Raw genomic sequence first — 23,672 nt, forward strand, 5'->3', positions numbered from 1 at the left:
GCGATGCTCACCGTACCTGAGTACGGTTGCGCTTCTCGACCACCTCTACCTTCCGCTCGCGACGGTTTTGTCAAGCGTCGTGAAGTTCTCTTTTCTTGAGTAAATACGGCACCAGCGCCGCCAGCGCCACGGCCAGCACGGCCAGGCCATTGAGCAAATGGCGGAAGGCGGCGTCATAGCTGGCGCGCAGCAGCGCTTCCTGGCCGCCCAGCAGCTGAGTTGCCTGTTGGATATCACCGAGCGCGGCGCGGCTGGCGGCGGCCAGCACGGGCAGGCCGGCGGGCAGCTGGCGCTGCAACGCGGCGCCGATCAGGCTGGCCAGCACGGCGCCCGCCAGGGCCAGCGCCACGCCATCGGCGCTGATGCGCACGGTATTGAAGATGCCCGTCGCCATGCCGGCCCGCGGCGTGTCCACCACGTTCAGGGCCATGCCATCCATCAAGCCCCACGGCAAGCCGATGCCGGCGCCTACCAGCAGCAGCGGTCCCGCCAGCGCGGCGGTGCCGCCGTTGCCCAGCACTTGCGCCAGCCAGGCCAGTCCGGCGGCCGCCAGCAGCAATCCCGCCGCGCACACGGTGCCGGCTTTGACCCAGCGCAATAGCAGCGCCGCCAGCATGGGCACGACCAGCAGGGGCGCGGCCAGGGCGATCATCAGGCGGCCCGCCGCCAGCGGCGACACGCCGTCGATGCCGATGAAGCGCCCCGGCAGCATGACGATCAGCACGATGAACAAAAAGGCGGGCGAGGCGGCCAGCACTTGCACGGCGACGAAGCGGCGCTGGCGGAACAGGGTCAAGTCCAGCATGGGCCGCGCCGTCCTGCGTTCGACCGCGACAAACACGCAAAACAGCAGCGCGGACGAGGCGATGGACAGTTGCACGGCGCCGTTGCGCCAGCCATGTTCGGGTGCCAGCAGCATGCCCAGGGTCAACAGGGACAGCGCGCCGCTGAAGCTGAGGGCGCCGGGCCAGTCCAGCCGGCCCTGGGCACGGGGCGCATCGGCCGGCACGCTGGCCAGCACCAGCAGCGCGCCGATGGCGCCCAGCGCGGCCGTGGCGTAAAAGATGGCGGGCCAGCGGGCCAGTTCCAGCATGGCGCCGGCCGCCAGCGGGCCGAAGGCCAGGCCCAGGCCGAACGTCGTGCCCAGCACGCTCATCACCCGGCTGCGCGCCGCGCCGTGGAACAGGGGCGCCAGCGACGACATGGCGGCGGCGAACGCGGCCGCGCCGCCCAGGCCCTGCACGAAGCGCAGCGCGGCGACCAGCGCGACGGACGGGGCCATGGCGATGGCCAGGGTGGCCGCGCAAAACAGGGCCAGGCCCGCCAGCCAGACGCGGCGCCGGCCCAGCACGTCCGTCAGGCTGCCGGCCACCATCATGGCGCTGCCATAGCTGAGGATGTATGCATTGATGACCCAGTTCAGGGCGGCGGCGCTGCCGCGCAATTCGGCGCCGAGGGCGGGCAGCGCGACGGCCGGGCCCGTGAAGCACAAAGGAATCAGCAAGCCTGTCAGGCAGGCGGCCAGCACTTGCAGGGCAAGCGTCAAACGTGGGGAAGAGGGCATGGAAGTGGGCTCGGATAGAAGGAGCGGCAAGTATGGCGCGCCCGTCATTGAAGAAAAATGGGCTAAACTGATCAACATATCGGACACATTTGTCTTTAATGGGGAGCGCATGGATAGTCTCGGCGGCATCGCCATGTTCGTACAGGTGGCCGACAGCGGCAGTTTCTCGGCCACGGGCCGGCTGCTGGGCCTGTCTTCGTCGGCCGTGGGCAAGAGCGTGGCGCGCATGGAAGCGCGGCTGGGCGCGCGCCTGTTCCAGCGCAGCACGCGGCACCTGGCGCTGACGGCGGAAGGGGAAAAGTTCCTCGAGCGCTGCAAGCGCATCCTGGCCGAGGTGGAAGCGGCCGAGCTGGAATTGAGCGAGGCCAGCAGCGGCCCCAGCGGCCGCCTGCGTATCAGCCTGCCACGCTACAGCGGCTTGTTCGAGCCGGCCATCGGCGCTTTCATGCAAGCCTATCCCGCCATCGAACTCGATCTCGATTTTTCCGACGCCATGGTCAACCTCGTCAGCGACGGCTTCGACGCCGTCGTGCGCACGGGCGAGCTGGCCGATTCAAGCTTGATGCGGCGCAAGCTATGCACGTTCCGCCGCTTGCTGGTGGCGTCGCCTGCCTACCTGGCGCGCCATGGCTGGCCCGCCGATGGCGCCGCGCTGCTGCGGCACGCCCGCCTGGACTACCGTTTTCCCGCCACGGGCCGCCTGGAGCCGTGGCCGCTGATGGACGCGCTGGCCCAGCCGGCGTCCGGCATGGTGTGCAACAGCGTGGAAATGCGCGTCTTCCTGGCCTTGCAAGGGCAGGGCATCGCCTACCTGCCCGCGTTCGCCGTGCAGCGCGAGCTGGCGGCGGGGCAACTGGTTTCGCTGCTGGACGCGCATACGCAGGCGCGCACGGCATTCTGGCTGCTGTGGCCGGCCAGCAGCCATTTGCCGCCGCGCTTGCGCGTGTTCATCGATTTCCTGGTGGCGCAGCTGCAGGACCAGACGTTCGGCGCCCGGCCGTCAAGCGAGAGCTCTCCCCCAGCCGCCTGAAACCAGACGCCATCGCAGCGGGCGCGCCCGCGCGCTTCCTTCCCCGCCTCCCTTCCAGCATGCAGTGTGACATTTGCATGACAAATAACAGTGCTACACCCGCTTGAACGTCAATACGGCGTGCATGCGAGGCGGCGTTCAATCGCGCGCCGTCCCTGCGCCGAAAGTGCCGGACCGTTGAAGGTGCACGCTGAACTGCAAGTGGAGGCGGCCGGAACTTTTGCCTTGCATGTCAGCTTGCGCCGACATATTCACTCTTGGTTTTGACGTTTAATGACAGGAAACTGCAACATGACTGAAAAATTTGCATCGCAAACTTCCACCTCCGCCGACGGCATGTCCGCCATCGAGGCATACCTGAACAGTGTCGCGGCGGCACCGCAGCGCTTCATCGGCACGGCGAACGCGGATGTGCTGACCGGCACCACGGGCGCGGACGTGCTCGAAGGCCTGGCCGGCGACGACACGTATTACGTCAACGACAGCGGCGACGTGATCGTCGAACTGGCCAACGGCGGCAACGACAGCGTGTACACCAGCGTCAATTACACGGTGGCCGAGAACGTGGAGAAAGTCTACCTGACCGCCGCCGGGCTGACCGTCACGGGCACCGCCAATACCAATAATATCTTTTACGTCGATACGGCCGGTGGCAACAGGATCGATGGCGGCGGCACGGGCAACTCTGTCGTGTATGTCGGTTCCCGCACGGGCGTGACGGCAACGCTGCTGGGCGCGAATGACCCTCTGACGGCGCCTGCGGGCAGCGACGTGCTGGTCAACCTGATGAGCATCTCCGGCAGCAAGTTCGACGATGTCCTCACCGGCAACGAGCTCAAGAACGGCCTGATTGGCGGCTTGGGCAACGATACCTTACGCGGTGGCAAGGGCGACGATCTGCTCGTCGGCATGCAGGGGGACGATACCTATATCTTTGCCCGCGGCGACGGCGCCGACGGCATCACCGAGATGGTGGAAGGGGGCAGCCACAACGTCGTCTCCTTCCTGGCCGGCGTCAGCGCCGACCAGCTGTGGTTCCGCCAGGTGGGCGTGAACCTGGAAGTGAGCACCATCGGCACGACGGACAAGGTTACCGTCAATGGCTGGTTCAGCGGCGGCATCGTGCCCCGCATCCAGGAATTCCGCACGGCCGACGGCCGCGTGCTGCTGGGCGGCGACGTGCAAAACCTGGTGCAGGCGATGGCGGGCCTGACGCCGCCGCCGGCTGGCCAGCTGACTTTGCCTGTCTACGAAGCCACCGTCCTGGCGCCCGTGCTGGCGCAGAACTGGCGCATCGAGGGACCAAACCAGCCCGGCAATGGCGTTTTCACCGGCACGGCGAACCCCGACATCATCAAGGGCACGGCGGGCGCCGACGTGATGGCGGGCCTGGCCGGCGACGACATTTATTACGTCAACCATGGCAACGACGTGGTAACTGAACAGCCTGGTGGCGGCCGCGACACTGTCTACACGACCGTCAACTACACCATGGCCGCCAACATCGAAGAACTGCACCTGGCCGCAGCGGGCCTGGGTGTGACAGGCAACGGCAGCGGTAACGTCTTTCACGTCGACGTAGCCGGCGGCAACTTGTTGTATGGCATCGGCAGCAATAATTCCGCCACCTATGCCGGTTCCAGGGCGGGCGCCACGGCGACCATCGCCCCCGTCGGCGGCAGTACCGCGTTCCTGCCTGGCAGCGATGTGCTGGTCAATATTTCCAGCGTGACAGGCAGCGCCTATGACGATGTGCTGATCGGCAACGAACTGGCCAACAGCCTGTCCGGCGGCCTCGGCAACGACACCTTGCAAGGCGGCCAGGGTGCCGACACGCTGGCCGGCGGCCTGGGCGACGATACCTACGTCTTTGCCCGCGGCGACGGCGCCGACGTCATCACCGAGCTTTCCGCCGACGCCGGCTACGACGCCATCGCCTTCCTGGCCGGCGTGAACATCGACCAGCTGTGGTTCCGCCAGGTGGGCGCGGACCTGGAAGTGAGCACCATCGGCACGACGGACAAGATCACCATCCGCGCCTGGAACGCGGCCGCGCCGAACATCGAGGAATTCCGCACGGCCGCCGGCCACGTCCTGCGCGGCGCCGACGTGCAATCGCTGGTGCAGGCGATGGCGTACCTGGCGCCGCCGGCGCTGGGCCAGCTGACCTTGCCTGCCGCCACGGCCGCCGCCCTGGCGCCCGCGTTGGCTCAGGCCTGGCACTTCAACGGCCCCACGCAGCCGACGGGGCAAACCTTCACAGGCACGGCAAATGCCGACGTCATGTATGGCACGGCCGGCGCCGACCTGCTGCAGGGCCTGGGCGGCGACGACACGTATTACGTCAACCACGGCGGCGATTTCATCGACGAACGGGACAACGGCGGCAACGATACCGTGTTTACCACGGTCAACTACACGGTGGCCGACAACGTCGAGAATGTGCGCCTCGGGGGCTCTGGCCTGACCGTGACGGGCAGCTCCCTCACCAACAACATCTTTTTCGTCACTACCCCCGGCGGCAACGTGCTCGACGGCGGCGGTGCGGGCAACGCGCTCAATTACGTCAACGCAAGCGCCGGCGCGACGGTTGCCTTCGCAGCCGTAGGCACGGCCCTGGCGGCGCGTCCGGGCGTGGATGTGGTGGCCAATTTCAACGCGGTCGTCGGCAGCAAGTTCGATGATGTGCTGATCGGCAATGAACTGAAGAACACCCTGCTGGGCGCCCTGGGCAACGATATCTTGCAGGGTGGCAAGGGCGACGACGTCCTGGCCGGTGTGCTGGGCAACGATACCTATATCTTCGCCCGCGGCGACGGCGCCGACATGATCAATGAAGCCAACGAGGCGGGCAGCCGCGACGTGGTGTCCTTCCTGGCCGGCGTCAGCGCCGAGCAACTGTGGTTCCGCCAGGTGGGCACGAACCTGGAAGTGAGCACCATCGGCACCAGCGACAAGATCACCGTCACCGGCTGGTACGAGAGCGCGGAGCGGCGCATCGAGGAATTCCGCATGGCCGATGGCCGCGTCTTGCTGGGCAACCAGGTGCAAAACCTGGTGCAGGCGATGGCCAGCCTGACGCCGCCGCCAGCCGGCCAGCTCACTCTACCTGCCGGCACGGCCGCCACCCTGGCGCCCGTGCTGGCGCAGAACTGGCGTTCCGGTCAGCCATTCAGTGCCGCTAGCCAGGGCGGTTTCGGCGGCTGGCAAGCGGATGCGGCGCAGCTGGTGCAAGCGATGGCCGGCTTTGCCGTGCCGGCGGCCGCATCGGCGCCGTGGTCGGCCCATGGCGGCCCGGCGTCGCAGATCCAGCTGGCGGCGGCGCATTGATCGTTTAATAGGCTAGTTTCACCAGCACGCAGCCTGGCCGGGGTGAGCAGCCTCGGCCAGGCTGCGCCATTGAATTTCTGACATGATCCGATGACCGCATTTTCATATCGCCACGATACGTCCCCCCTGGAACCTGCCGCGCCCGACACGGGCTTGCTGTCGCTGCTGCTGATGGCCAGCCTGCATGGCATCGCTGCCGACGGCGCCCAGCTCAAGCACGCATTCGGCCAGTCCGTGTTCACGCGGCAAACCGTCCTGCTGGCCGCAAAACAGCTGGGCTTGACGGCCAAGCTGGTGCAGCAAGCGCCTGAACGGCTGGCGCAGGCGCCGCTGCCGGCCATCGCCATCGGCCACGACGGCCGTTTCTTTATCCTCGGCAAGGTCGACACGGGCGACGGCGGCGTGAGCAAGGTGCTCGTCCAGCATCCGGGCCAGCCGCCGCAAATCCTGGGCCGCGACGATTTCCTCGCCATCTGGTCGGGCGAACTGATCTTTTTTACCAGCAAGGCCAGCTACGCGGGCGAGACGGCCCGCTTCGACTTCAGCTGGTTCATCCCCGCCATCGTCAAATACCGCCGGCTGCTGGGCGAAGTATTGCTGATTTCCTTCGTGCTGCAGCTGATCGGCCTGGCCACGCCCCTGTTTTTCCAGGTGGTGATGGACAAGGTGCTGGTCAACCACGCCATGCAGACCCTGAACGTGGTGGCCATCGGCCTCGTCTGCGCCATCGTCTTCGAGGCCGTGCTGGGCCAGATACGCACCTATGTCTTTGCGCGCACCAGCAGCAAGATCGACGTGGAACTGGGCGCGCGCCTGTTCCGTCACCTGCTGGCCTTGCCGATCGCGTATTTCCAGGCGCGCCGCGTGGGCGATTCCGTGGCCCGCATCCATGAACTGGAAAGCATCCGCTCCTTTCTCACCGGCAACGCCATGACCCTGGTGCTGGACGTGCTGTTTTCCTTCATCTTCATCGCCGCCATGCTGTGGTACAGCGCCGCGCTGAGCGTGATCGTGCTGGCTTCGATTCCCGTGTATGCGGCCCTGTCGATGCTGCTCACGCCCGTGCTGCGGGGGCGCTTGAACGACAAATTCAACCGCAGCGCGGAAAACCAGTCTTTCCTGGTCGAAACGATCAGCGGCGTCGACACGGTCAAGGCCATGGCCGTCGAGCCCCGCTGGCAGCAGCAGTGGGAAAAGCAGCTGGCCGGCTACGTGTCGGCGGGCTTGTCGGCGAACAACATCGGCATGCTGGCCAGCGGCGGCGTCACTCTCGTCAGCAAGCTGGTGACGGCCGCCATCATGTGGTGGGGCGCCACCCTCGTCATCGACGGGAAAATGACGGTGGGCGAGCTGGTGGCCTTCAATATGCTGGCCGGGCAGGTGGCTTCGCCCATCCTGCGCCTAGCGCAGCTGTGGAACGATTTCCAGCAAGTGGGCATTTCCATGAGCCGGCTGGGCGATATCCTGAATGCCAGCACGGAATCCGGCGGCCTGGGCGGCAGCCAGAAGGCGCGCATGCCGCGCATCGCGGGCGCCATCGAATTCCAGCAGGTGGGTTTCCGCTACCGGCCCGACGCGGCCGAGGTGCTGCGCGACGTGTCGATTGCCATCGCGCCCGGCGAAGTGATCGGCATCGTCGGGCGTTCCGGCTCCGGCAAGAGCACCCTGACGCGGCTGGCGCAGCGCCTGTACATCCCCGAACGGGGCAGGGTGCTGATCGACGGGCAGGATATCGCCGTCATCGACACGGCCTCGCTGCGGCGCCAGATCGGCGTGGTGCTGCAGGAAAACATCCTGTTCAACCGTTCCGTGCGCGACAATATCGCGCTGAGTGACCCGGCGCTGCCCATCGACGCCGTCATTGCCGTGGCGAAACTGGCAGGCGCCCACGACTTTATCTGTGAGTTGCCAGAAGGCTATGACACCATGGTGGGCGAGCATGGCACGGGCCTGTCGGGCGGCCAGCGCCAGCGCATCGCCATCGCCCGCGCCCTCGTCGGCAACCCCCGCATCCTGATTTTCGACGAGGCGACGAGCGCGCTCGACTATGAGTCGGAAAAAATCATCCAGGACAATATGCGCGGCATCTGCGCGGGGCGCACCGTGCTGATCATCGCCCACCGCCTGTCGGCCGTGCGCGAGGCGCACCGCATCGTCGTCATGGAGCGGGGCCAGGTGGCAGAACTGGGCACGCACAAGGCGCTGCTGGCCAGGCCGAACGGCATCTATGCCCATTTGTACGGCTTGCAGCAGGGAACGACCGGGAGCGCCGCATGAGCGCCGGCCACCGCTTGGCCGCGTATGGCGAACTGCTGGCCCGCTATGGCCAGGTGCTGCGGCACAGCTGGCGCAGCCGCGCCACCCTGGGCGGCCCCGTGCTGAGCGAGGACGAGGCGGCCTTCCTGCCGGCCGCGCTGGCGCTGCAGGAGCGGCCCGTGTCGCCGTCGCTGCGCTTCACGGCGCGCGTGCTGATGCTGCTCGTCGGCTGCGTGGTGCTGTGGGCCGTCTTCGGCAAGGTCGACATCATCGTCAATGCGGCGGGCAAGATCATTCCCTCCGGCAATACCAAGACCATCGCTTCCGTCGACGTGGCCGCCGTGCGCGCCCTGCACGTGCGCGAAGGACAAGCCGTCAAAGCGGGCGAGCTGCTGGTGGAGCTCGACAGCCGCGGCCCCGACGCGGAGCGCGACAAGGCTGCCGGCGACGCCGTGGCGGCCGCGCTGCAGATGGCCCGCTCGCGCGCGCTGATCGCCGCCGTCGACACCGTGCGCGCGCCGAAGCTGGCGCCGCCCGCGGAGGCTTCCGCCGCCGACGTCGCCGCCGCGCAGGCGCATGTGGATGGCCAGTACGCGAGCTTCCGCGCCAGACTGGCCCATTTCGACGGCGAAATCGCCCGCTATGCGCAGGCGCTGCCGCTGGCGGTGCAGCGCGCTGGCGACTACCAGGCGCTGGCGGACACGCGCGACGTGGCCGAACACGCGTGGCTGGAAAAGGAGCAGGCGCGCATCGACCTGGCGGGCCAGCTGGCGTCGGCCCGCAGCGAACGGGCGGCGCTGGTCGCGCAGACGCGCAAGGATGCGTACGACGCGCTGGCGGAAGGGGCCAGGGTGGCAGCCGCCAGCGGCCAGGATGCGCGCCGCGCCGGCGCCCGCGGCAGCCTGTTGCGCTTGACGGCCCCCGTCGACGGCACGGTGCAGCAGCTCAAGCTGCACACGGTGGGCGGCGTGGTGCCGGCCGCGCAGGCGCTGATGCAGATCGTGCCGCGCCAGGGCAGGCTGGAAATCGACGCCATGCTGGAAAACCGCGACGCCGGCTTCGTGCAGGAAGGGCAGGCGGTCGCCGTCAAGGTCGACGCCTTCGACTACACAAAGTATGGCACCGTGCCCGCCGTCGTCAGCAGCGTCTCGCGCGACGCCATCGAGGACGAGAAGAAGGGCCTCGTCTACGCCGTTCGGATCACGCTGCAGCAGCCGGCCATCGCCGTCGACGGCAGATTGGTGCCCCTGTCGGCCGGCATGGCCGTGCGCGCGGAAATCCGCACGGGCACGCGACGGGTGATCGAATACGTGCTCTCGCCGCTGGTGCAGCACCAGAAGGAGGCGCTGCATGAACGCTAGATGCCGCGCCGCCTTGCTGGCTGTCGTCTTGCTGGGGGCCTTGCCCGCGCAGGCGCAACAGCCGATGGAGTTCAATACCGCGCCATGTCCGTCCACCTGGGAGGCCGAAGCACAGCTGACCTTACCATTGACCCTGCCGGCGGCCGTCGACCTGGCCCTGTGCCGCAACGCGCAGGTGCACGGCGCCTGGGCCGGCATCCGGCTACAGGCGGCCGGCGTGGGCGAGGCGAGGGCCGCCTATCTGCCCACCCTGAACGGCAGCCTGAGCCGCGTGCATGACCGCACGGCCTATCCCGGCGCCAGAACGGCTTCCAGCAGCCTGGACAGCAATACGGGTTCGCTCAGCCTGTCCTGGCGTCTGTTCGACTTTGGCGGCCGGGCGGCGGGCCAGCGGTCGGCCCAGGCCTTGCTCGATGCGGCCCTGGCCAACCGCGACGCCGTGCTGCAAAAGACCCTGGCGGCGACGGTCAGCGCGTATTTCGACGCGCAGACGGCGCGCGCCAGCGTGCAGATGCGGCAGGCATACGAGGCGCTGGCCCGGGAAACGGTGCAGGCGACGCAGCGGCGCGCGCAGCGGGGCCTGGGCTCGCACAGCGATACCCTGCAGGCGACGAGCGCGCTGGCCAAGGCGGCCCTGGGCGCCAGCCGCGCCGACGGCGACGAGCGCAAGGCCCGCGCCGTGCTGGTGTACACCCTGGGCTTGCCGGCCGGCACGGCGGTGTTGGTGGACGACGACGGGGATGGCGCCGGGGCGGGCTTGAACGGGGGCTTGCGCGACGACTTGAGCGCCTGGCTGGCGCAGGCCAGGGAACGGCATCCGGCCATCGTGGCGGCGCAGGCGCAGCTGGCGGCCGCGCGCGAACGGGTGGACGTGGCCCGCTCGGAAGGCCGGCCCAGCATCGACCTGACGGCGAATCTGTACCAGAACGGCCGCCCCAACCAGGGCTTGTCGCCGGCCTCCACGCGCGAAACGCTGGTGGGCATCTCGCTCAACATCCCCCTGTTCGACGGTTTTGCGCGCCACTACAAGGTGCGCGGCGCGCAGGCGCAGGCCGAGCAAAGGGAAGCGGAGGCGCAGGAAATACAGCAGCAGACCCTGATGGACCTGGTCAGGACGCATGCGGAGGCGAGCACGGCCCTGGCCAACCTGACTGCCGCGCAGACGTGGCTGGACGCGGCGCAGGACGCGCTGGCCAGCGTGCAGCGCAAGTTCGGCCTGGGCGCGGCGGACATCCTGGAAATGCTCAATACGCAGTCGGCGCTGCTGGAAGCGCAGCAGGAACGCATTCGTTGCCAGGCGGAATGGCGCTCGGCCCGGCTGCGGCTGCTGGCCAGCGCCGGCATGCTGGGACGCGCCGATATCGCGCAAGAGGGTGGCGCAAGCGGCGGCACAGGCGGCGGCAAATTGCGCGCCTCGACGGCGCGATAGTGACTATGATGGAGCACTGGCCTTCCCGCGCAGGGAAGGTGTTTCTACTTCGGCCAAGGGAGACATCATGCACAGCGTACAAAAGATTACCCCATGTTTATGGTTCAACGGCAACGCCGAGGCGGCGGCCCGGTTTTATACGGGCATCTTTCCCAATTCAAAGATCGGCCAGATCCTGCGCTATGGCGAGGAGGGCAGGGAAATCCACGGCCAGGAGCCGGGCAGCGTGCTGACGGTGGCCTTCGAGCTGGACGGCCAGACGTTCACGGGCTTGAATGGCGGCCCCCTGTTCCAGTTTTCCGAGGCGATCTCGTTCCAGGTCAATTGCGAAACCCAGGACGAGGTCGACCATTACTGGCGCCTGCTGTCCGAAGGGGGGCCGCCGGAAGCGCAGCAATGCAGCTGGCTCAAGGACCAGTTCGGCGTGTCCTGGCAAATCGTGCCCACCCTCATGATCAAGCTGCTGACCGATCCCGATCCCGTCAAGGCCGGGCGCGTGATGAAGGCCATGATGGGCATGAAAAAGATCGACATTGACGAGATCAAGCGGGCGTACGCCGGTTAGAAGCTGGCCCGCAAGGTCAGCTGCGCGTTGCGCGGGTCGCCATAGTAGCCGCTGCCGTACAGGCCATAGCCACTGTAGTAACGCTTGTCGAAGACATTATTGATATTCAGCACGGCGCTGAGCCCCTTGCCGAACTCGTAGCGCGCCATCAGTCCCGCCACGCCAAAGCTGCCTTCGTCGGCGCGCGCCGGCACGTCGCCCGTCAGGACGGTGTGGTAATAGGTCCGGCCTTGCCAGTTGATATTGCCGCCCACGCTCAAGCGGCGCCAGTCGCCGCCCAGGCGGTAGCTGGTCGCCAGCTTGACGCTGCGTTCGGGGCGCGTCGTATCGATGCGCTGGCCATCCTTGTCGCGCGGGCGGCTGAACGTCGCGCCCGCCTGCACTTGCCAGCCCGGCAACAACTGGCCCGCCACTTCCAGCTCCACGCCGCGCGTGGTGGTGCCGTCGATGGGCCGGTAGACTTCCCGTTCGTTGGCGTCCGTGCCCACGTAATCGGCCAGGTTGTCTTGCTGGATGTGAAAGATGGCCACGCTGGCGTTCAGCTTGCGCTCGAAAAACTCGCCCTTGATGCCGCTTTCCCAGGATTTCCCCGTGGTGGGCGGCAGCGCCCTGGCATTCGCGTCGCTGACCGATTGCGGCTCGAAGATGCTGGCATAGCTGAGATACGCGGAATACGTGCCGTTCAAGTCGTAGACGGCGCCCGCATACGGCACCAGCCGGTGTTTTTCCTTCGCGTCGTCGCGGCCCGTGCCGCCCCAGCCGTAGATCAGGGCGCCCGTGCGCTCGTAGCTGTTCAGGCGGCTGCCGACGATCAGCGACAGGTCATCGGCCGGCTTGAAGCGGGCCGCGCCGTACGCCGCATACTCCTTGAAGCTGTATTTTTGCGTCAGGCTGACGGCCATGCTCGCCGGCAGCGGCACATCGTTGTTCCAGTGGCGGTAATCGATTTCCACATTGCCGCCGCCATACGCCAGGTAGTCGGACGTGCGGTGACTGGCGTTGACGCCCAGCACCAGTTCATGCTGGCGGCCCAGCCACTGGAATGGTCCCGTCGCATACGCATCGAGCGAATTGCTGTCGATGACATAGGTTTTCGCGCCCCGCTGCACGGTAGCCAGGCCCGTGGCCGGGTTTGGATACGGTCCCCAGCTGATGATGTTCGCCTGCAACTGGTCCGTATCGCCTTTCCAGTGGCTCGCTTCCGCCTTCACTTGCCAGCCGTTGTCGAACAGGTGCTCGGCGGCGGCGAACACGCGCGTGCTGGTGCTGCCCGCGTCCGTCCAGCGCGCGGCGGGGTTGAAGGCGCGCGCGAACCGCGTGCGGCTGCCATCGGCGTAAAACAGGGGATTCTGGCCGAACGACGACCCCTTCGAATCGATTTTCTGGTAATCGATGCCGGCCAGCACGCGCGTGCGCGGCGTCACATCGGCCTCGATGACGCCGTACACCACGCTCTTGTCCTGCTGGTAATAGTCGATGTAGGAGCCGTGCTCCTGGTGCGCGGCCACCAGGCGCGCGCGCACGGAACCGTCCGCATTCAAGGGGCCGGAGACATCGGCTTCCGCGCGGTAGCGGTCCCAGCTGCCGATGCCCGCCTGCGCATACGCCTGGAACTGGCGCGTGGGTTTCTTGCGCACCAGGTTGACGGCGCCGGCCGGGCTGCCGGCGCCGCTCATCAGGCCATTCGCGCCGCGCACCACTTCCACCCTGTCATAGATGGCCATGTCGCGGATGCCCAGGCCGTTCGAATTGGTGCTGAAATCGAAGGTGGGCACGCCGTCATACTGGAAGCTGTTCAGGCTGAAGCCGCGCGCATAGTAGTTGTAGCGCTCCGTATCGTCGTGCGAAACGGTCACGCCTGGCGTCTGCTGCAGCACGTCGGCCAGGCTCAGCACGCCCTGGTCATCCATCTGCTGGCGCGTGATGACGGTCAGCGATTGCGGCGTTTCGCGCGGCGACAGGGTAAAACGCGTGGCCGTGCCGGCCAGCGCCGCCGCATAGGCGCCGCTGCCTTCCGTTTCCAGCGCCGGCTCGCCGCCGGCCGTGACCGTGATTTCGGCCAGTTGCTGCGCGCCATCGGCCGCCGCGTTCGCCGACCCGGGCAGGGGGCGCAGGACGAAATCGTTGGGCGCCAGCCGCAGCGCCGCCAGGCCGCTGCCGGCCAGCAGCGCATCGAGGCCGGCCGCGGCGCTGTAATTGCCGGCCAGGCCGGCCGTGCGCAAGCCGCGCACCTCGGCCGCCTGGTAGGTAAGCGTCAGGCCCGCCTTGCGCGCCAGCTGTTCCAGCGCCGCATCGAGCGGGCCGGCGGCGATCTGCAGGGCATACGTGGCGCTGGCGCTGCTGGCCTGCTGTGGATTGTGCTGGGCCAGGACGGGCGCCGCGCCGAGCAGCAGCAGGGCGCCGGCGACGGCGCCGGCCAGGCGGGAGCGGGCGGGAGACCGGGCAGGAAAGCGGGCGGGAAGCGGGGGGAATGGCTGGGGGCGGGGCAGGAAAGAGTGGTTCATAATCGCTATCAAGTTGGGGGGTATCAAGCTGTATGCCGTGCGGCCAGCCCGATCCCCTCATCTTTTTTACGCTTTTTTCAGCGTGACCCAGAAGCGCGTGCGGTACACGGCCACGATGGGCTGCGTCTGCAGCAGTACGCGCAGGGCCCGCTCGGGGTCGTCCAGCTGGAAGACGCCGGAGACGGGCAAGCTGGCGATATCGGCGTCGCACAGCAGCAAGCCGTGCCGGTGGCGCGCCAGTTCGGCCACCAGCTGGCCCAGGGGCATGTCGCGCGCGGCAATCACGCCGTCGAGCCAGGCGGCCGGATCGTCATGGACCGGCTCGCGCCAGGTGCGCGCGCCATCTGTCACGACGCTGTCGCCGGCTTGCACCAGCACGGGACCGGCCACGCCTGTACCTGCCTGCAGCTGCACCGCGTGTTCCTGCACGGCAAGGCGCGTCAGCATGCCGTCGGCGCCGGCGAGACGGCGCACCGTGAAGCGCGTGCCCAGCGCCAGCATGCGCGCTTCGCCCGTGTCGACGAGAAACGGCCGGCGCTGCGGGTCGGCTTGCGTGGTGACGGCCAGCTCGCCATGCAGCAAGGTCAGCAGCCGTTGCTTGCCGTCAAAGCGCAGCCTGACGGCCGTTCCCGCATTCAGGTGCAGCAAGCTGCCGTCCGGCAGGCGCGCGGCCAGGCGCTGCCCCGTGCCCGTGCGGTAGTCGGCCTGCGTGTCGATGGCGAACCAGGCGGCCGTGCCGGCAAAGCCGATGCCGGCCAGCACTTTCAATGCCTGGCGGCGTTGGCGGCGGCGCGCCAGGCTGGCGTCGAGGGTGGCGCGGCTCGCTTCCGGCGGCAAGCCCGAGAATTGGTGGCCGATGGCGGCCAGGCGCTGCCACGCCTGTTCGTGGCCGGGATCGGCATCGCGCCAACGCTGCAGCGAGAGCAGGGCGTCCGGCGTGGCGCCGTGCATCTGCAGGCGCACCGCCCAGGCGATCGCTTGCTCGACGGGGTCGTCCTGCAAGGCGGCCGTCACTGGAAATACACGCGGTAGCAGGCGCGCCACGCGCTGGCCAGGTCGCGCTCGACGGTGGCCAGCGAGACTTCGAGCCTGGCGGCGATGGCGGGGCCCGTCAAGCCGTCCAGCTGGGCCAGCAAAAAGGCCTGCCTGGCGCGCGGCTTGAGGGCGTCGAGCGCCGTATCGAGGCGCACCAGGGTGTCGATGATCAGCAGCCGCGTTTCGGGCGACGGCGCCGTCTGTTCGGGCAGGGCGGCCAGCGCCTGCAGGTAGGCGTATTCCACGTCGCGGCGCCGGTAATGGTCGATCACCAGGCCTTGCGCGATGCGCGTCAGGTAGGCGCGCGGTTCGCGCAGGGCCGGCTGCGGCCGTTCGCGCCGCTGCAGCAGGCGCAGGAAGGTGTCGTGCGCCACGTCGGCCGCATCGGCGCCGCAGCCCAGCTTATGCCGCAGCCAGCCCTGCAGCCAGCCGTGGTGGGCGCGGTACAGGGTGGCAAGGTCGGGCGGTGCGGCAGGGTTCATGGCGGCTGGGACGATGGACGACGATAGTTAATTGAGAATCATTCTCAATTATTGCATTGACTGCGGGCGCTGGCAAGTGCCGCCGCCAGCGCCTGCACCATTGGCGCACTCTGTCCAAGCGGGCCGGCATTTGTTATAGTCCCAGCCATCTTTCCATCCGCCTACAGACCCTGCCATGACCACTCGCACCACCAGCAGCACCATCGCGCCCCGCACCTTCGGCACACCGCTGTCGCCCACCGCCATCAAAGTCATGCTGCTCGGTTCCGGTGAGCTGGGTAAGGAAGTGATCATCTCGCTGCAGCGCCTGGGCGTGGAAGTGATCGCCGTCGACCGCTATCCGAACGCGCCGGGCCATCCGGTGGCGCACCGCTCGCACGTGATCGACATGAGCGACGGCGTGGCGCTGGCTGCCTTGATAGCCCTGGAAAAGCCGGATCTGATCGTGCCGGAAATCGAAGCCATCGCCACCGATACCCTGGCGGCGCTGGAAGCGGCCGGACAAATCACGTGCATTCCGAACGCGCGCGCGGCCGTGCTGACGATGAACCGCGAAGGCATCCGCACCCTGGCCGCCGAAACCCTGGGGGTGGCCACGTCGCCGTACCGCTTTGCCAGCAGCCTGCAGGAGTTGCAGGACGCTTGCCGGGAGATCGGCTTCCCGTGCGTGGTGAAACCCGTGATGTCGTCGTCGGGCAAGGGCCAGTCCAAGCTGGATGGCGCCGCCGAGGTGGACGCGGCGTGGGCATATGCGGCCAGCGGCAGCCGGGTCGATACGGGCCGGGTCATCGTCGAAGGTTTCATCGACTTCGATTACGAAATCACCCTGCTGACGGTGCGCGCCGTCGGTGCTGCGGGACAGGTCGAGACGCAGTTTTGCGAGCCGATCGGCCACCTGCAGGTGCACGGCGACTACGTGGAATCGTGGCAGCCGGCCCGCATGGCGCCGCTGGCGCTCGAACGCGCGCGCGAGATCGCGCGCAAGGTGACGGACAACCTGGGCGGCCTGGGCCTGTTCGGCGTGGAGCTGTTCGTCAAGGACGACATGGTGTGGTTCTCGGAAGTGAGCCCCCGTCCGCACGACACGGGCATGGTCACCATGGCCAGCCAGGTGCAGAGCGAATTCGAGCTGCACGCGAAAGCCATCCTCGGCTTGCCCGTCAACGTGGCGCTGCGTTCGCCCGGCGCCTCGGCCGTCATCTATGGCCAGCTGGAAGCGAAAGGCATCGCCTTCGAAGGCGTGGCCGACGCCTTGAGCGTGCCGGGCGCGGACTTGCGCCTGTTCGGCAAGCCGGAATCGTTCGCCCGCCGCCGCATGGGCGTGGCGCTGGCCACGGCCGACGATATCGACACAGCCCGCGCGCGCGCCGTGCTGGCCGCGTCCAAGGTCAAGCCGGTGGCGCCGTAAGCGTGTTGGCCGATACCACAGTCATCAACATGGAAGCCGGCGCATGACGGAACTCGATCATTATCTCGCGCAGCACTATCTGGACGAGACGCAGCTGGCGGCCGCCGCCGCCATGACCATGGAAGAAATCGACGCCCTGATCCAGGCTCGTCTGGTTCCCGCGCCGGCATACGTGGTCGATGCCAGTGGCAATCTGTGCTCGTTCGTCTTTGGCGCCATGGCGGCGCCGGGGGCCAGGGCCGGCCGTTATTTTCCACCGTCCCAGCTGGCCTGGATCGCCGTGGCGCTGCACGCACTCGCCGAAGGGCCGGAAATGGCGCAAGCGCGCCTGCAGGCGCAATTTGCGTCGCGTTACGGGGCCGCGCTGGCGACCTTGAACCTGACGACCTGGCGCCTGCGCGACAGTTTCGACGACAGGGGCGCGCCGATCGCGGAGGGCTTGCGCGCCCGCACCGACAGCGCCTGGACGTATTTTTTGAACGGCACGTTTTCCCTGTGCGTGGCCAATCCCATGTCCGAGGCGCACATCGCCTGGAAGGAAGTGTTGCAGGAAAAGCTCGCGCAGCAAAGCGGGAATGGCAGCAAGACGCTGTTGCCGCAAGCGCAGGCGCAGCAGATGCATGCGCTGATCGATGCCTATGCGGCGGCCGCCATGCCTTTTTCGCCCATCGAATACGCCTTGAGCAGCCGCAAGCGCCTGGTCGAGGATCTGCGGGCGAACCTCCGCGTGAGCGACGCGCAGGAGACGCCCGCATGACGGCATCAGCGACGCACAGCCTGCCGCAGGCCGATGCGGGCGGCGACGATGTCAAGCGCAAGCTGCGCGGCCACATCGCGCGGCGCAACCTGGCCGGCGCCGCCAACGACTGCAAGTGGAACGCGTTGCTGGCCTTCATGCGCGGGCAGCCCGACTGGGCGCCGTCCTACCGCTACGGCTCCGTCACCGGCTATGTCTCGCGCTGGGATACGGAATGGGATTACCACCCGCCGTTTCCCTTCCTGGGCGTGGAATGGTTCGACATCAGCCTGTACTCGGAAGAACACGTGGCCATGCTGCTGCCCAAGAAAATCATCGACCATGGCGTGTGGATCGTGCCGGAACTGGCACGCATCGGCTTCGATTTCGAGGTGCGCGACCGGGTGGCGCGCATCTGGGGCTATCTGCCCCGTTCCTATCATGACTTTCCACCTGCCGACTAATTCAAGAGTATTCCCATGTCTCAAAACGAACACGATATTCCCCAGGTAGCGCAACCGGACGACGCCGTCGTCGGCAAGGAAGCGGGCGCGCGGATGCTGGCTGCGGCCTGCGCCGCGCGCGACGCCTTCTATGCCACCCTGGGCACTGTAGATGCCGACGTGCTGGCGCCCCTCGTCAATCCCGCTTTCATGGGAGGCCCGCGCTGGCCATCGTTGCGCCAGGCGTGGCGCGTGATCCGCCGCGCCGAGTCGATCATTCTCGCCAGCGATGGCTTGAGCGATCCGTTCGAGGATGACGACGACGTGTTCGTCCCGCGCGGCCACCTGCTGGAAGTGTGCATCGAAGCGTCGCTGTCCGCCTTCGATGGTCAGGAAGTGGCGCAATCGTGGCTCTTCGACGTGATCTACCAGGTCAGCCAGAACGTGGCCGACCACGGTTCCATCGATTTGCTGGTGCAGCGCCACGGCAGCGTGTCGATGGTGCTGGACGTGCAGGATGCGCCCAAGGGACTGGAAGACGAAAACGAACAGGTGGGCGTGCTGCTGGCCCAGGGCGTGGCCACCATTCCCCCGTCATTCGACACGCCGTATGGCGAAGTGATGCTGCTCACCGCCACCGTGCTGCAGCCGGCGGAACTGGCGCACATCGGCAATGCCGCCGACAAGGCGCAGTCGCGGCGCGACCTGGCGGCCGCGCTGGCCGCGTCGCCGACGGCGCACCTGAGCGTGGCCGGGCGGCCCGCCGTCATTCCCCGCTAGGCTGTTCGACCGGCGGCACGGCCGGTTCTGTCGCTGCCTTCGGTGCTTCCTTGGTTTCCACGGCGGCCGGCGGCGGTTCTTTCCACTTGCCCGCCGCCTTCAGCTTGTTCTTCAGGCCAGGCAAGGGAAAGCCCAGCGCGTAGGCTTTTTGCGCGTGCGCGCTGGCCTTGTCATATTCCTTCTTTTTTACATACATCAAGCCCAGGTTGTACTGGATGGTGGCCTGGTCGGGCGCCAGGCGGCTGGCGGAGTCCAGCTGCTCCAGCGCCGCCGCGTCCTGGCCCGTGGCCAGCAGGTAGTTGCCATACACCATGCGCGCCGTCACGTCGTGCGGCGCGAAGGCGATCGCCCGTTCGAAGTAGCAGTTGACCGTGTAGCGGGCGCCGACGGGTTGCGCGCTTTTCAGCCGCAAGCCGAGTTTTGCCATCGACGCCAGCGCCCGGTGGTGATTCGGGAAGTGCTCGAGCGTGTAGCTGATATCGCCGCCCAGGCTGGTCGTCATGCCTTGCGTGAGCGTTTCCACGGCGCGCGAAAAATGGAATTTCTCGACCACGGACAGGCCGGAACGGTCTTCCTCGTTCGTGTAGTCGCCGCCCGGCGTGTGCTTGACGTAGGGCGGGCATTCGGCCGCGCCGGCATGGGCGCAGCAGGCGGCGAGGGTGCAGGCAAGCAGGCGATGTTTCATGTCGGTCTCCTGTGACTGACCTGGTCCAGCAAGGCGGCCAGGGCGTTGCTGCGGGCTTGCCGCGATTGCAGGGCGATGGCGGCGGGGCTGGCCAGCGGCGCCTGGCCCTGGCGCGCCAGTTCCAGGAAGCGCAGCAGGGCGCGCGCGCAATCGCCGCTGGAGGCCAGCTGGCCGATGGTGTCGATGCCGCAGTGGCGCAGCTTGGCCGCGCTGTCGCCCGCCGCGTCGGTCAGCGCGAGGATGGGCCGGCGGCAGCGCAGGTATTCATACAGCTTGGCGGGAATCTGCCCGTTGCAATTGGCCGCCTGCAGCAGCAGCAAGCCGTCCGCGGCCTGCATTTCCTGCAGCGCCGTGCCGTGCGGTTGCAAGGGTTCCAGGCGCACCAGGTCGAGGATGGTGTATTTCACCAGCAGGCCCGCCAGCCACGCATCGTGGCCCGTGGCGCGCAGCACCAGCTGGAAATTGCGCGCGTGGAGCACGCCGTCGCGGCGCAGCCGGGCCAGCGCTTCGAACAACGCTTGCGGATCGCGCTCGGACGGGTAGATCACGCCGCTGTGCAGCAGCAGGAAGCGGCCGCGCCGGCCCGCGCGTTCATGGCCTCCGTCATGCTCATAGCCGTCTTCATCGTAACCGTTCTCGATCAGGTGGAAACGCTCGCGCGCCACCTGCGCCAGGCGCCGCTGGTGCGCCGCGATGGCGCCCGGCGTGGTGCAGACGATGGCCGCGCTGCGTGCCGCGATGCGCTGTTCGATCCACGCATGCATGCGGTGCAGGCGCGGCTCGGGCGGATACGGCGCCTGCGGGTCGCTGTCGTCCAGCATCGGGTCGCGCTGGTCGGCGATCCACGGCAGGCCGCTGAGTTTTTGCAGGGTCAGCGCGATCAAATGCGCCGTGGCGATCGGGTACGTCGACCAGATGGCGTCGGGACGGTAGGCGCGGATCATGCGCAGGCCGGCCGGCACGGCGCTCAGCCACCAGGAACTCCAGCGGTCGGGCAGCGCCAGGCAGCGCGGATAGCGCCCGCCGATGGCGAAATGGCGCGCCGCATCCAGCGCCAGCGTGCGCCGTACGGTGGCTTGCGTGGCGGCCTGCGCCAGTTGCGTATCGCCCCGCTGCGCATATGCGCTGGCGCTGGGGCTGAGCACGAGCGGCTGCCAGCCGCAGTCGGGCAAATGGCGCGCAAAGCCCAGGGTGCGCAGGATGCCGCTGCCGCCGGCCAGGGGCGGAAAATGGTAGGCGACCATCAGCACCCGTTTTGGTAGGGCCGCTACCATGACTGCAGCCACCGTGCGCACAGCTGTTCGACCGCGCCGCGCCAGGCGGCGCTGGCAAATGTGTGGTTGGCGCCGTCGACCTGCGCCTGCGTCCATTGCCCGCGGGCGGCCACGGCGCGCCACGCCGCGTCGCCATCGAGCAGCGCTTGCCACTCGCGCGCGCCCAGGTCGTCGCCGCTGAGGATCAGCAAGACCTTGCCCTGGAATTGCGCCAGCGCCCGCAGCAGGGCCGGCGCGGGCGCGTCGTCTTCCCCCGTTGGCGCTGCCCGCGTGGCGGCCGCCACCTGGCGCAGCGACGCCAGGCTGGCGCCCAGCCGCAATCCGCCTTTGGCCAGCTTGCGCCAGAAGTCGCCTTGCAGCAGGCGCGCCAAATAGTAATGGCGCAAGGTGGCGCGCGCCAGGCCGGCGCTGCTGCGCACCCACGGGTTGAGCAAGACTAGCGCCTTGACGCGTGCGTCGCGCGGCGCATGGCAGGCGGCGGCCGTGGCGCCGTCGCACAAGCCCCACAGCGCCACTTCGCGCAACGAGGGCACGGCGTCGAAGAATTGCGCCAGCGCGCCGGCGATGTCGGGACCGGCGGCGCGGTAATCGCGCGCGCCGCCCTCGCTGTCGCCCATGCCGCGCAAGTCGAAGCGCAGCACGGGCCAGCCTTGTGCGGCCAGCGCGCGCGCCAGCAAGACGAACTGGCGGTGGCTGCCGATCCGGTACTGCGGTCCGCCCGTGACGATCAGGACGCCGCGCGGGCCAGGCGCATCGGGCAGGCTGAGGATGCCGGCCAGGCGCGCCTGCGTCTCCTCGTCTTCGGCTGCGCTGCGAAAGCGCAGGGCCAGCTCGCGCACGGCATGCGCCGCGGGGTGCTGCCGGCTGTCGTCGCGCTTCATCTCGGAGATCTTTCCTCGTCGAGCCAGTCGCGGCACAGTTCCCGCGTGGCGTACAGCAGTTGCGGACACGCGAGCAGCTCGCCGCTGTGCCAGAACGGGCCGTCATCGAAGCTGGCCACGTGCACGGCGGCGCCGCGTTTGCGCCATTGCCGCGCCAGCAGCGGCGGCGACCAAGCGTCCTTTTGCTCCGCCGCGCGGTAATCGAGCCAATAGACGGGCACGCAAGGCAGCAGCGTCGACGCGTTGACACCGTCGATGGCGTGCGCCAGTTCGGGCGCCAGCAGGTAGCCGGCCACTTCCACAGGTTCACTTTCCGCCAGCGCGGCGCGAGCCTGGCCGGGCGCTTCCTGCGAGGCCCCGGCCAGCATGTGGGACGCCAGGCGCAGGCGCAGGAAGCGGTCGATGCTGCGCCGCCCGTCGAGTTCCGGTTGCCACAGCAGCAAGCGCGCCAGGGGCAGCGGCGCGCGGCTGGCGAAATCGAGGGCCAGCAGGGCGCCCAGGCGCAAGCCCCATACGCTCAACGGGCCGTCGACGCGCTGCGCCAGCCACGCGCAAGCCAGGTGCAGGTCGTTGTGCCAGATGTCCCAGCGCGCTTCGCCAAAGTCGCCGCTGCTGTCGCCGCAGCCGAACAGGTCGATCTGCAGCACGCTGTAGCCGGCCGCGGCGAAGGCGCGCGCCTGCGCGGCGGCCACGTGGCGGCTCTTGTTCAGCTCTTCCGCGAATGGATGCACGTAGAGGATGCCGCCGCGCGTGGCCTGGCCCGGCGGCGGCAGGTGCAGCAGGCAGTAGCGCTGGCCGCCGCTGGCGGGCAGGAAGAAGGGCAGCAGCGGCAGGGCGTCGAGGGCGGCGCGGTTCATGCCCGCAGCTTTGCAAACACGAAATCGTGCAGGGTGCCCACGGTGGCGAAGTGGCGCGCATGGATGTCGTCGTCGGCGACTGTGATGCCGAAATGGTCTTCCAGCGCAGCGATCACGCCGATCACGGCCATCGAGTCGAGTTCCGGCACGCTGCCCAGCAGCGGCGTGTGGGCTTCTAGCACGCGCCCGTTCAAGCCCAGCGTCGTGTCGAGGATGTGCTTTACTGCTTCAAGATGCGGCATGTCAGCTCCAGGGAAGGGTAGTGCGGCAGGGAAGACGTATCGAAGGCCAGGCAGGGAATATCGTCGGCGCGGCGCGACAGGTGCAGATACGGCGGCAGGCTGGCGGCCATCGCTTGCCAGCGCCCGCAGCGAAGAAAGGTGGCCGTGCCCAGCGCGTGCGTGCCCAGGCGCGCATGGGCGCCCAGCGAGGCGCGGTTGAAGCGCGAGATGCGGCTGCACGTCCAGCGGACGCCCTGCGCGTGCAGCACGGCGTTGGCTTCTTCCCACAGGCGCGCGAAGACGAGGCCGCCGCGCCGTCCGGGATGCACCCACACGTCCAGGTCCCACGACGACTGCTGCGACGCCAGCGCATAGCGGGCGCGCACCTCGTCTTCCTGGCAGCCGTGGCGCAGCAGCCAGATCCAGCCCAGCATGCCCGACGCGTCGCGCGCCACCAGGCATTGCGCGCCTTGCCGGTAGCGCTCGCGCAGGGCGCCGGGCCGGCGTTCGGGACCGGGCGGCAAGTCCGCTTCCGCCAGGCAGGGCGTCACCTTGATCGACTGGCCGCGTCCGCGGCACAGCGAACCGGGCGCCACGGCCTGCGCGACGAACTGGTAGCGATATAGCGCGCAGCATCCGCCCGGCGCCATCGCCAGCAAGCGCGCCACGGCCAGCCAGGCGCTGTCGCGCCAGCCCAGGCGGGCGATGCTGGCGGCCAGCCGTTGCAGCAGGGGAAATTGCGGGGACAGGGCCATGGCGGTAATGGATGGGGCGGCTATGCAGCCAACGCTGTCCATTAGAGCGCAGCGGCCAGCGGCGGTCTTGCGCCGG

20 protein-coding genes are annotated in these 23,672 nt (G+C 68.2%); 10 read left to right on the forward strand and 10 right to left on the reverse strand.

Annotated features, from left to right (window positions below; all coding sequences use genetic code 11):
* Positions 1 to 70: 70 nt before the first annotated feature.
* A complete protein-coding gene (locus tag O3300_RS02160) occupies positions 71 to 1,564 on the reverse strand; it encodes an MFS transporter (RefSeq protein ID WP_289898039.1) in 1,494 nt (497 codons plus the stop codon).
* 109 nt (positions 1,565 to 1,673) lie between these two features.
* On the opposite strand from O3300_RS02160, the gene O3300_RS02165 reads away from it, so the two are divergent.
* The 6 genes from O3300_RS02165 (at position 1,674) to O3300_RS02190 (ending at position 11,535) form a co-directional block, all read left to right on the forward strand.
* Complete coding sequence (locus tag O3300_RS02165; RefSeq protein ID WP_305051850.1) at positions 1,674 to 2,594, forward strand: LysR family transcriptional regulator; 921 nt, start codon at positions 1,674 to 1,676, stop codon at positions 2,592 to 2,594.
* Between the two features lie 291 nt (positions 2,595 to 2,885).
* The gene (locus tag O3300_RS02170; protein ID WP_305051851.1) at positions 2,886 to 5,924 is read left to right on the forward strand and encodes a calcium-binding protein; all 3,039 of its coding nucleotides are present in this window, start codon (positions 2,886 to 2,888) and stop codon (positions 5,922 to 5,924) included.
* A gap of 90 nt (positions 5,925 to 6,014) precedes the next feature.
* Positions 6,015 to 8,201, forward strand: a complete 2,187-nt coding sequence (locus tag O3300_RS02175) for a type I secretion system permease/ATPase (RefSeq protein WP_305051852.1) — start codon at positions 6,015 to 6,017, stop codon at positions 8,199 to 8,201.
* Positions 8,198 to 9,541: an HlyD family type I secretion periplasmic adaptor subunit gene (locus O3300_RS02180; RefSeq protein WP_305051853.1), complete on the forward strand. Its 1,344-nt coding sequence runs from the start codon at positions 8,198 to 8,200 to the stop codon at positions 9,539 to 9,541. The genes O3300_RS02175 and O3300_RS02180 overlap by 4 nt, the downstream gene beginning before the upstream one ends.
* Entirely contained in the window at positions 9,531 to 10,970 is a 1,440-nt protein-coding gene (locus tag O3300_RS02185) for a TolC family protein (protein ID WP_305051854.1), read from the forward strand. The genes O3300_RS02180 and O3300_RS02185 overlap by 11 nt, the downstream gene beginning before the upstream one ends.
* A gap of 67 nt (positions 10,971 to 11,037) precedes the next feature.
* Complete coding sequence (locus O3300_RS02190; protein WP_369812256.1) at positions 11,038 to 11,535, forward strand: VOC family protein; 498 nt, start codon at positions 11,038 to 11,040, stop codon at positions 11,533 to 11,535.
* On the opposite strand, the gene O3300_RS02195 is transcribed toward O3300_RS02190, so the two are convergent.
* The 3 genes from O3300_RS02195 to O3300_RS02205 form a co-directional block, all read right to left on the reverse strand.
* Complete coding sequence (locus O3300_RS02195) at positions 11,532 to 14,039, reverse strand: TonB-dependent siderophore receptor (RefSeq protein ID WP_305051855.1); 2,508 nt, start codon at positions 14,037 to 14,039, stop codon at positions 11,532 to 11,534. The genes O3300_RS02190 and O3300_RS02195 overlap by 4 nt on opposite strands.
* 66 nt (positions 14,040 to 14,105) lie before the next feature.
* Positions 14,106 to 15,083, reverse strand: a complete 978-nt coding sequence (locus tag O3300_RS02200; protein ID WP_305051856.1) for a FecR domain-containing protein — start codon at positions 15,081 to 15,083, stop codon at positions 14,106 to 14,108.
* Positions 15,050 to 15,556 (reverse strand): sigma-70 family RNA polymerase sigma factor, encoded by a 507-nt coding sequence (locus O3300_RS02205; protein ID WP_289909806.1) that lies wholly within the window; start codon positions 15,554 to 15,556, stop codon positions 15,050 to 15,052. The genes O3300_RS02200 and O3300_RS02205 overlap by 34 nt, the downstream gene beginning before the upstream one ends.
* A gap of 175 nt (positions 15,557 to 15,731) precedes the next feature.
* On the opposite strand from O3300_RS02205, the gene purT reads away from it, so the two are divergent.
* Genes purT through O3300_RS02225 form a run of 4 tightly spaced genes read left to right on the forward strand, consistent with a single transcriptional unit; the run spans position 15,732 to position 18,923 of the window.
* Positions 15,732 to 16,964, forward strand: coding sequence for a formate-dependent phosphoribosylglycinamide formyltransferase (purT, locus tag O3300_RS02210; RefSeq protein WP_305051857.1), 1,233 nt, complete (start codon positions 15,732 to 15,734; stop codon positions 16,962 to 16,964).
* Between the two features lie 43 nt (positions 16,965 to 17,007).
* Positions 17,008 to 17,721 (forward strand): DUF6058 family natural product biosynthesis protein, encoded by a 714-nt coding sequence (locus tag O3300_RS02215; RefSeq protein WP_305051858.1) that lies wholly within the window; start codon positions 17,008 to 17,010, stop codon positions 17,719 to 17,721.
* Positions 17,718 to 18,164 (forward strand): DUF6678 family protein, encoded by a 447-nt coding sequence (locus O3300_RS02220; RefSeq protein WP_305051859.1) that lies wholly within the window; start codon positions 17,718 to 17,720, stop codon positions 18,162 to 18,164. Before O3300_RS02215 ends, O3300_RS02220 begins: the two co-directional genes overlap by 4 nt.
* Before the next feature lie 15 nt (positions 18,165 to 18,179).
* On the forward strand, positions 18,180 to 18,923 hold the full coding sequence (locus O3300_RS02225; RefSeq protein ID WP_305051860.1) for a hypothetical protein: 744 nt from the start codon (positions 18,180 to 18,182) through the stop codon (positions 18,921 to 18,923).
* On the opposite strand, the gene O3300_RS02230 is transcribed toward O3300_RS02225, so the two are convergent.
* The 6 genes from O3300_RS02230 to O3300_RS02255 are packed head-to-tail and all read right to left on the reverse strand — an operon-like array spanning position 18,910 to position 23,596.
* On the reverse strand, positions 18,910 to 19,608 hold the full coding sequence (locus O3300_RS02230; RefSeq protein WP_305051861.1) for a tetratricopeptide repeat protein: 699 nt from the start codon (positions 19,606 to 19,608) through the stop codon (positions 18,910 to 18,912). The genes O3300_RS02225 and O3300_RS02230 overlap by 14 nt on opposite strands.
* Positions 19,605 to 20,882, reverse strand: a complete 1,278-nt coding sequence (locus O3300_RS02235; protein WP_305051862.1) for a glycosyltransferase — start codon at positions 20,880 to 20,882, stop codon at positions 19,605 to 19,607. Before O3300_RS02235 ends, O3300_RS02230 begins: the two co-directional genes overlap by 4 nt.
* Entirely contained in the window at positions 20,876 to 21,763 is an 888-nt protein-coding gene (locus O3300_RS02240) for a hydrolase 1, exosortase A system-associated (RefSeq protein ID WP_305051863.1), read from the reverse strand. Before O3300_RS02240 ends, O3300_RS02235 begins: the two co-directional genes overlap by 7 nt.
* The gene (locus O3300_RS02245) at positions 21,760 to 22,620 is read right to left on the reverse strand and encodes a hydrolase 2, exosortase A system-associated (RefSeq protein ID WP_305051864.1); all 861 of its coding nucleotides are present in this window, start codon (positions 22,618 to 22,620) and stop codon (positions 21,760 to 21,762) included. Before O3300_RS02245 ends, O3300_RS02240 begins: the two co-directional genes overlap by 4 nt.
* Entirely contained in the window at positions 22,617 to 22,862 is a 246-nt protein-coding gene (locus tag O3300_RS02250) for an acyl carrier protein (RefSeq protein WP_305051865.1), read from the reverse strand. Before O3300_RS02250 ends, O3300_RS02245 begins: the two co-directional genes overlap by 4 nt.
* Complete coding sequence (locus O3300_RS02255; RefSeq protein WP_305051866.1) at positions 22,841 to 23,596, reverse strand: GNAT family N-acetyltransferase; 756 nt, start codon at positions 23,594 to 23,596, stop codon at positions 22,841 to 22,843. Before O3300_RS02255 ends, O3300_RS02250 begins: the two co-directional genes overlap by 22 nt.
* Positions 23,597 to 23,672 lie beyond the last annotated feature (76 nt).

Source organism: Janthinobacterium sp. SUN206 (assembly GCF_030587305.1).
Classification (GTDB): domain Bacteria; phylum Pseudomonadota; class Gammaproteobacteria; order Burkholderiales; family Burkholderiaceae_D; genus Janthinobacterium; species Janthinobacterium kumbetense.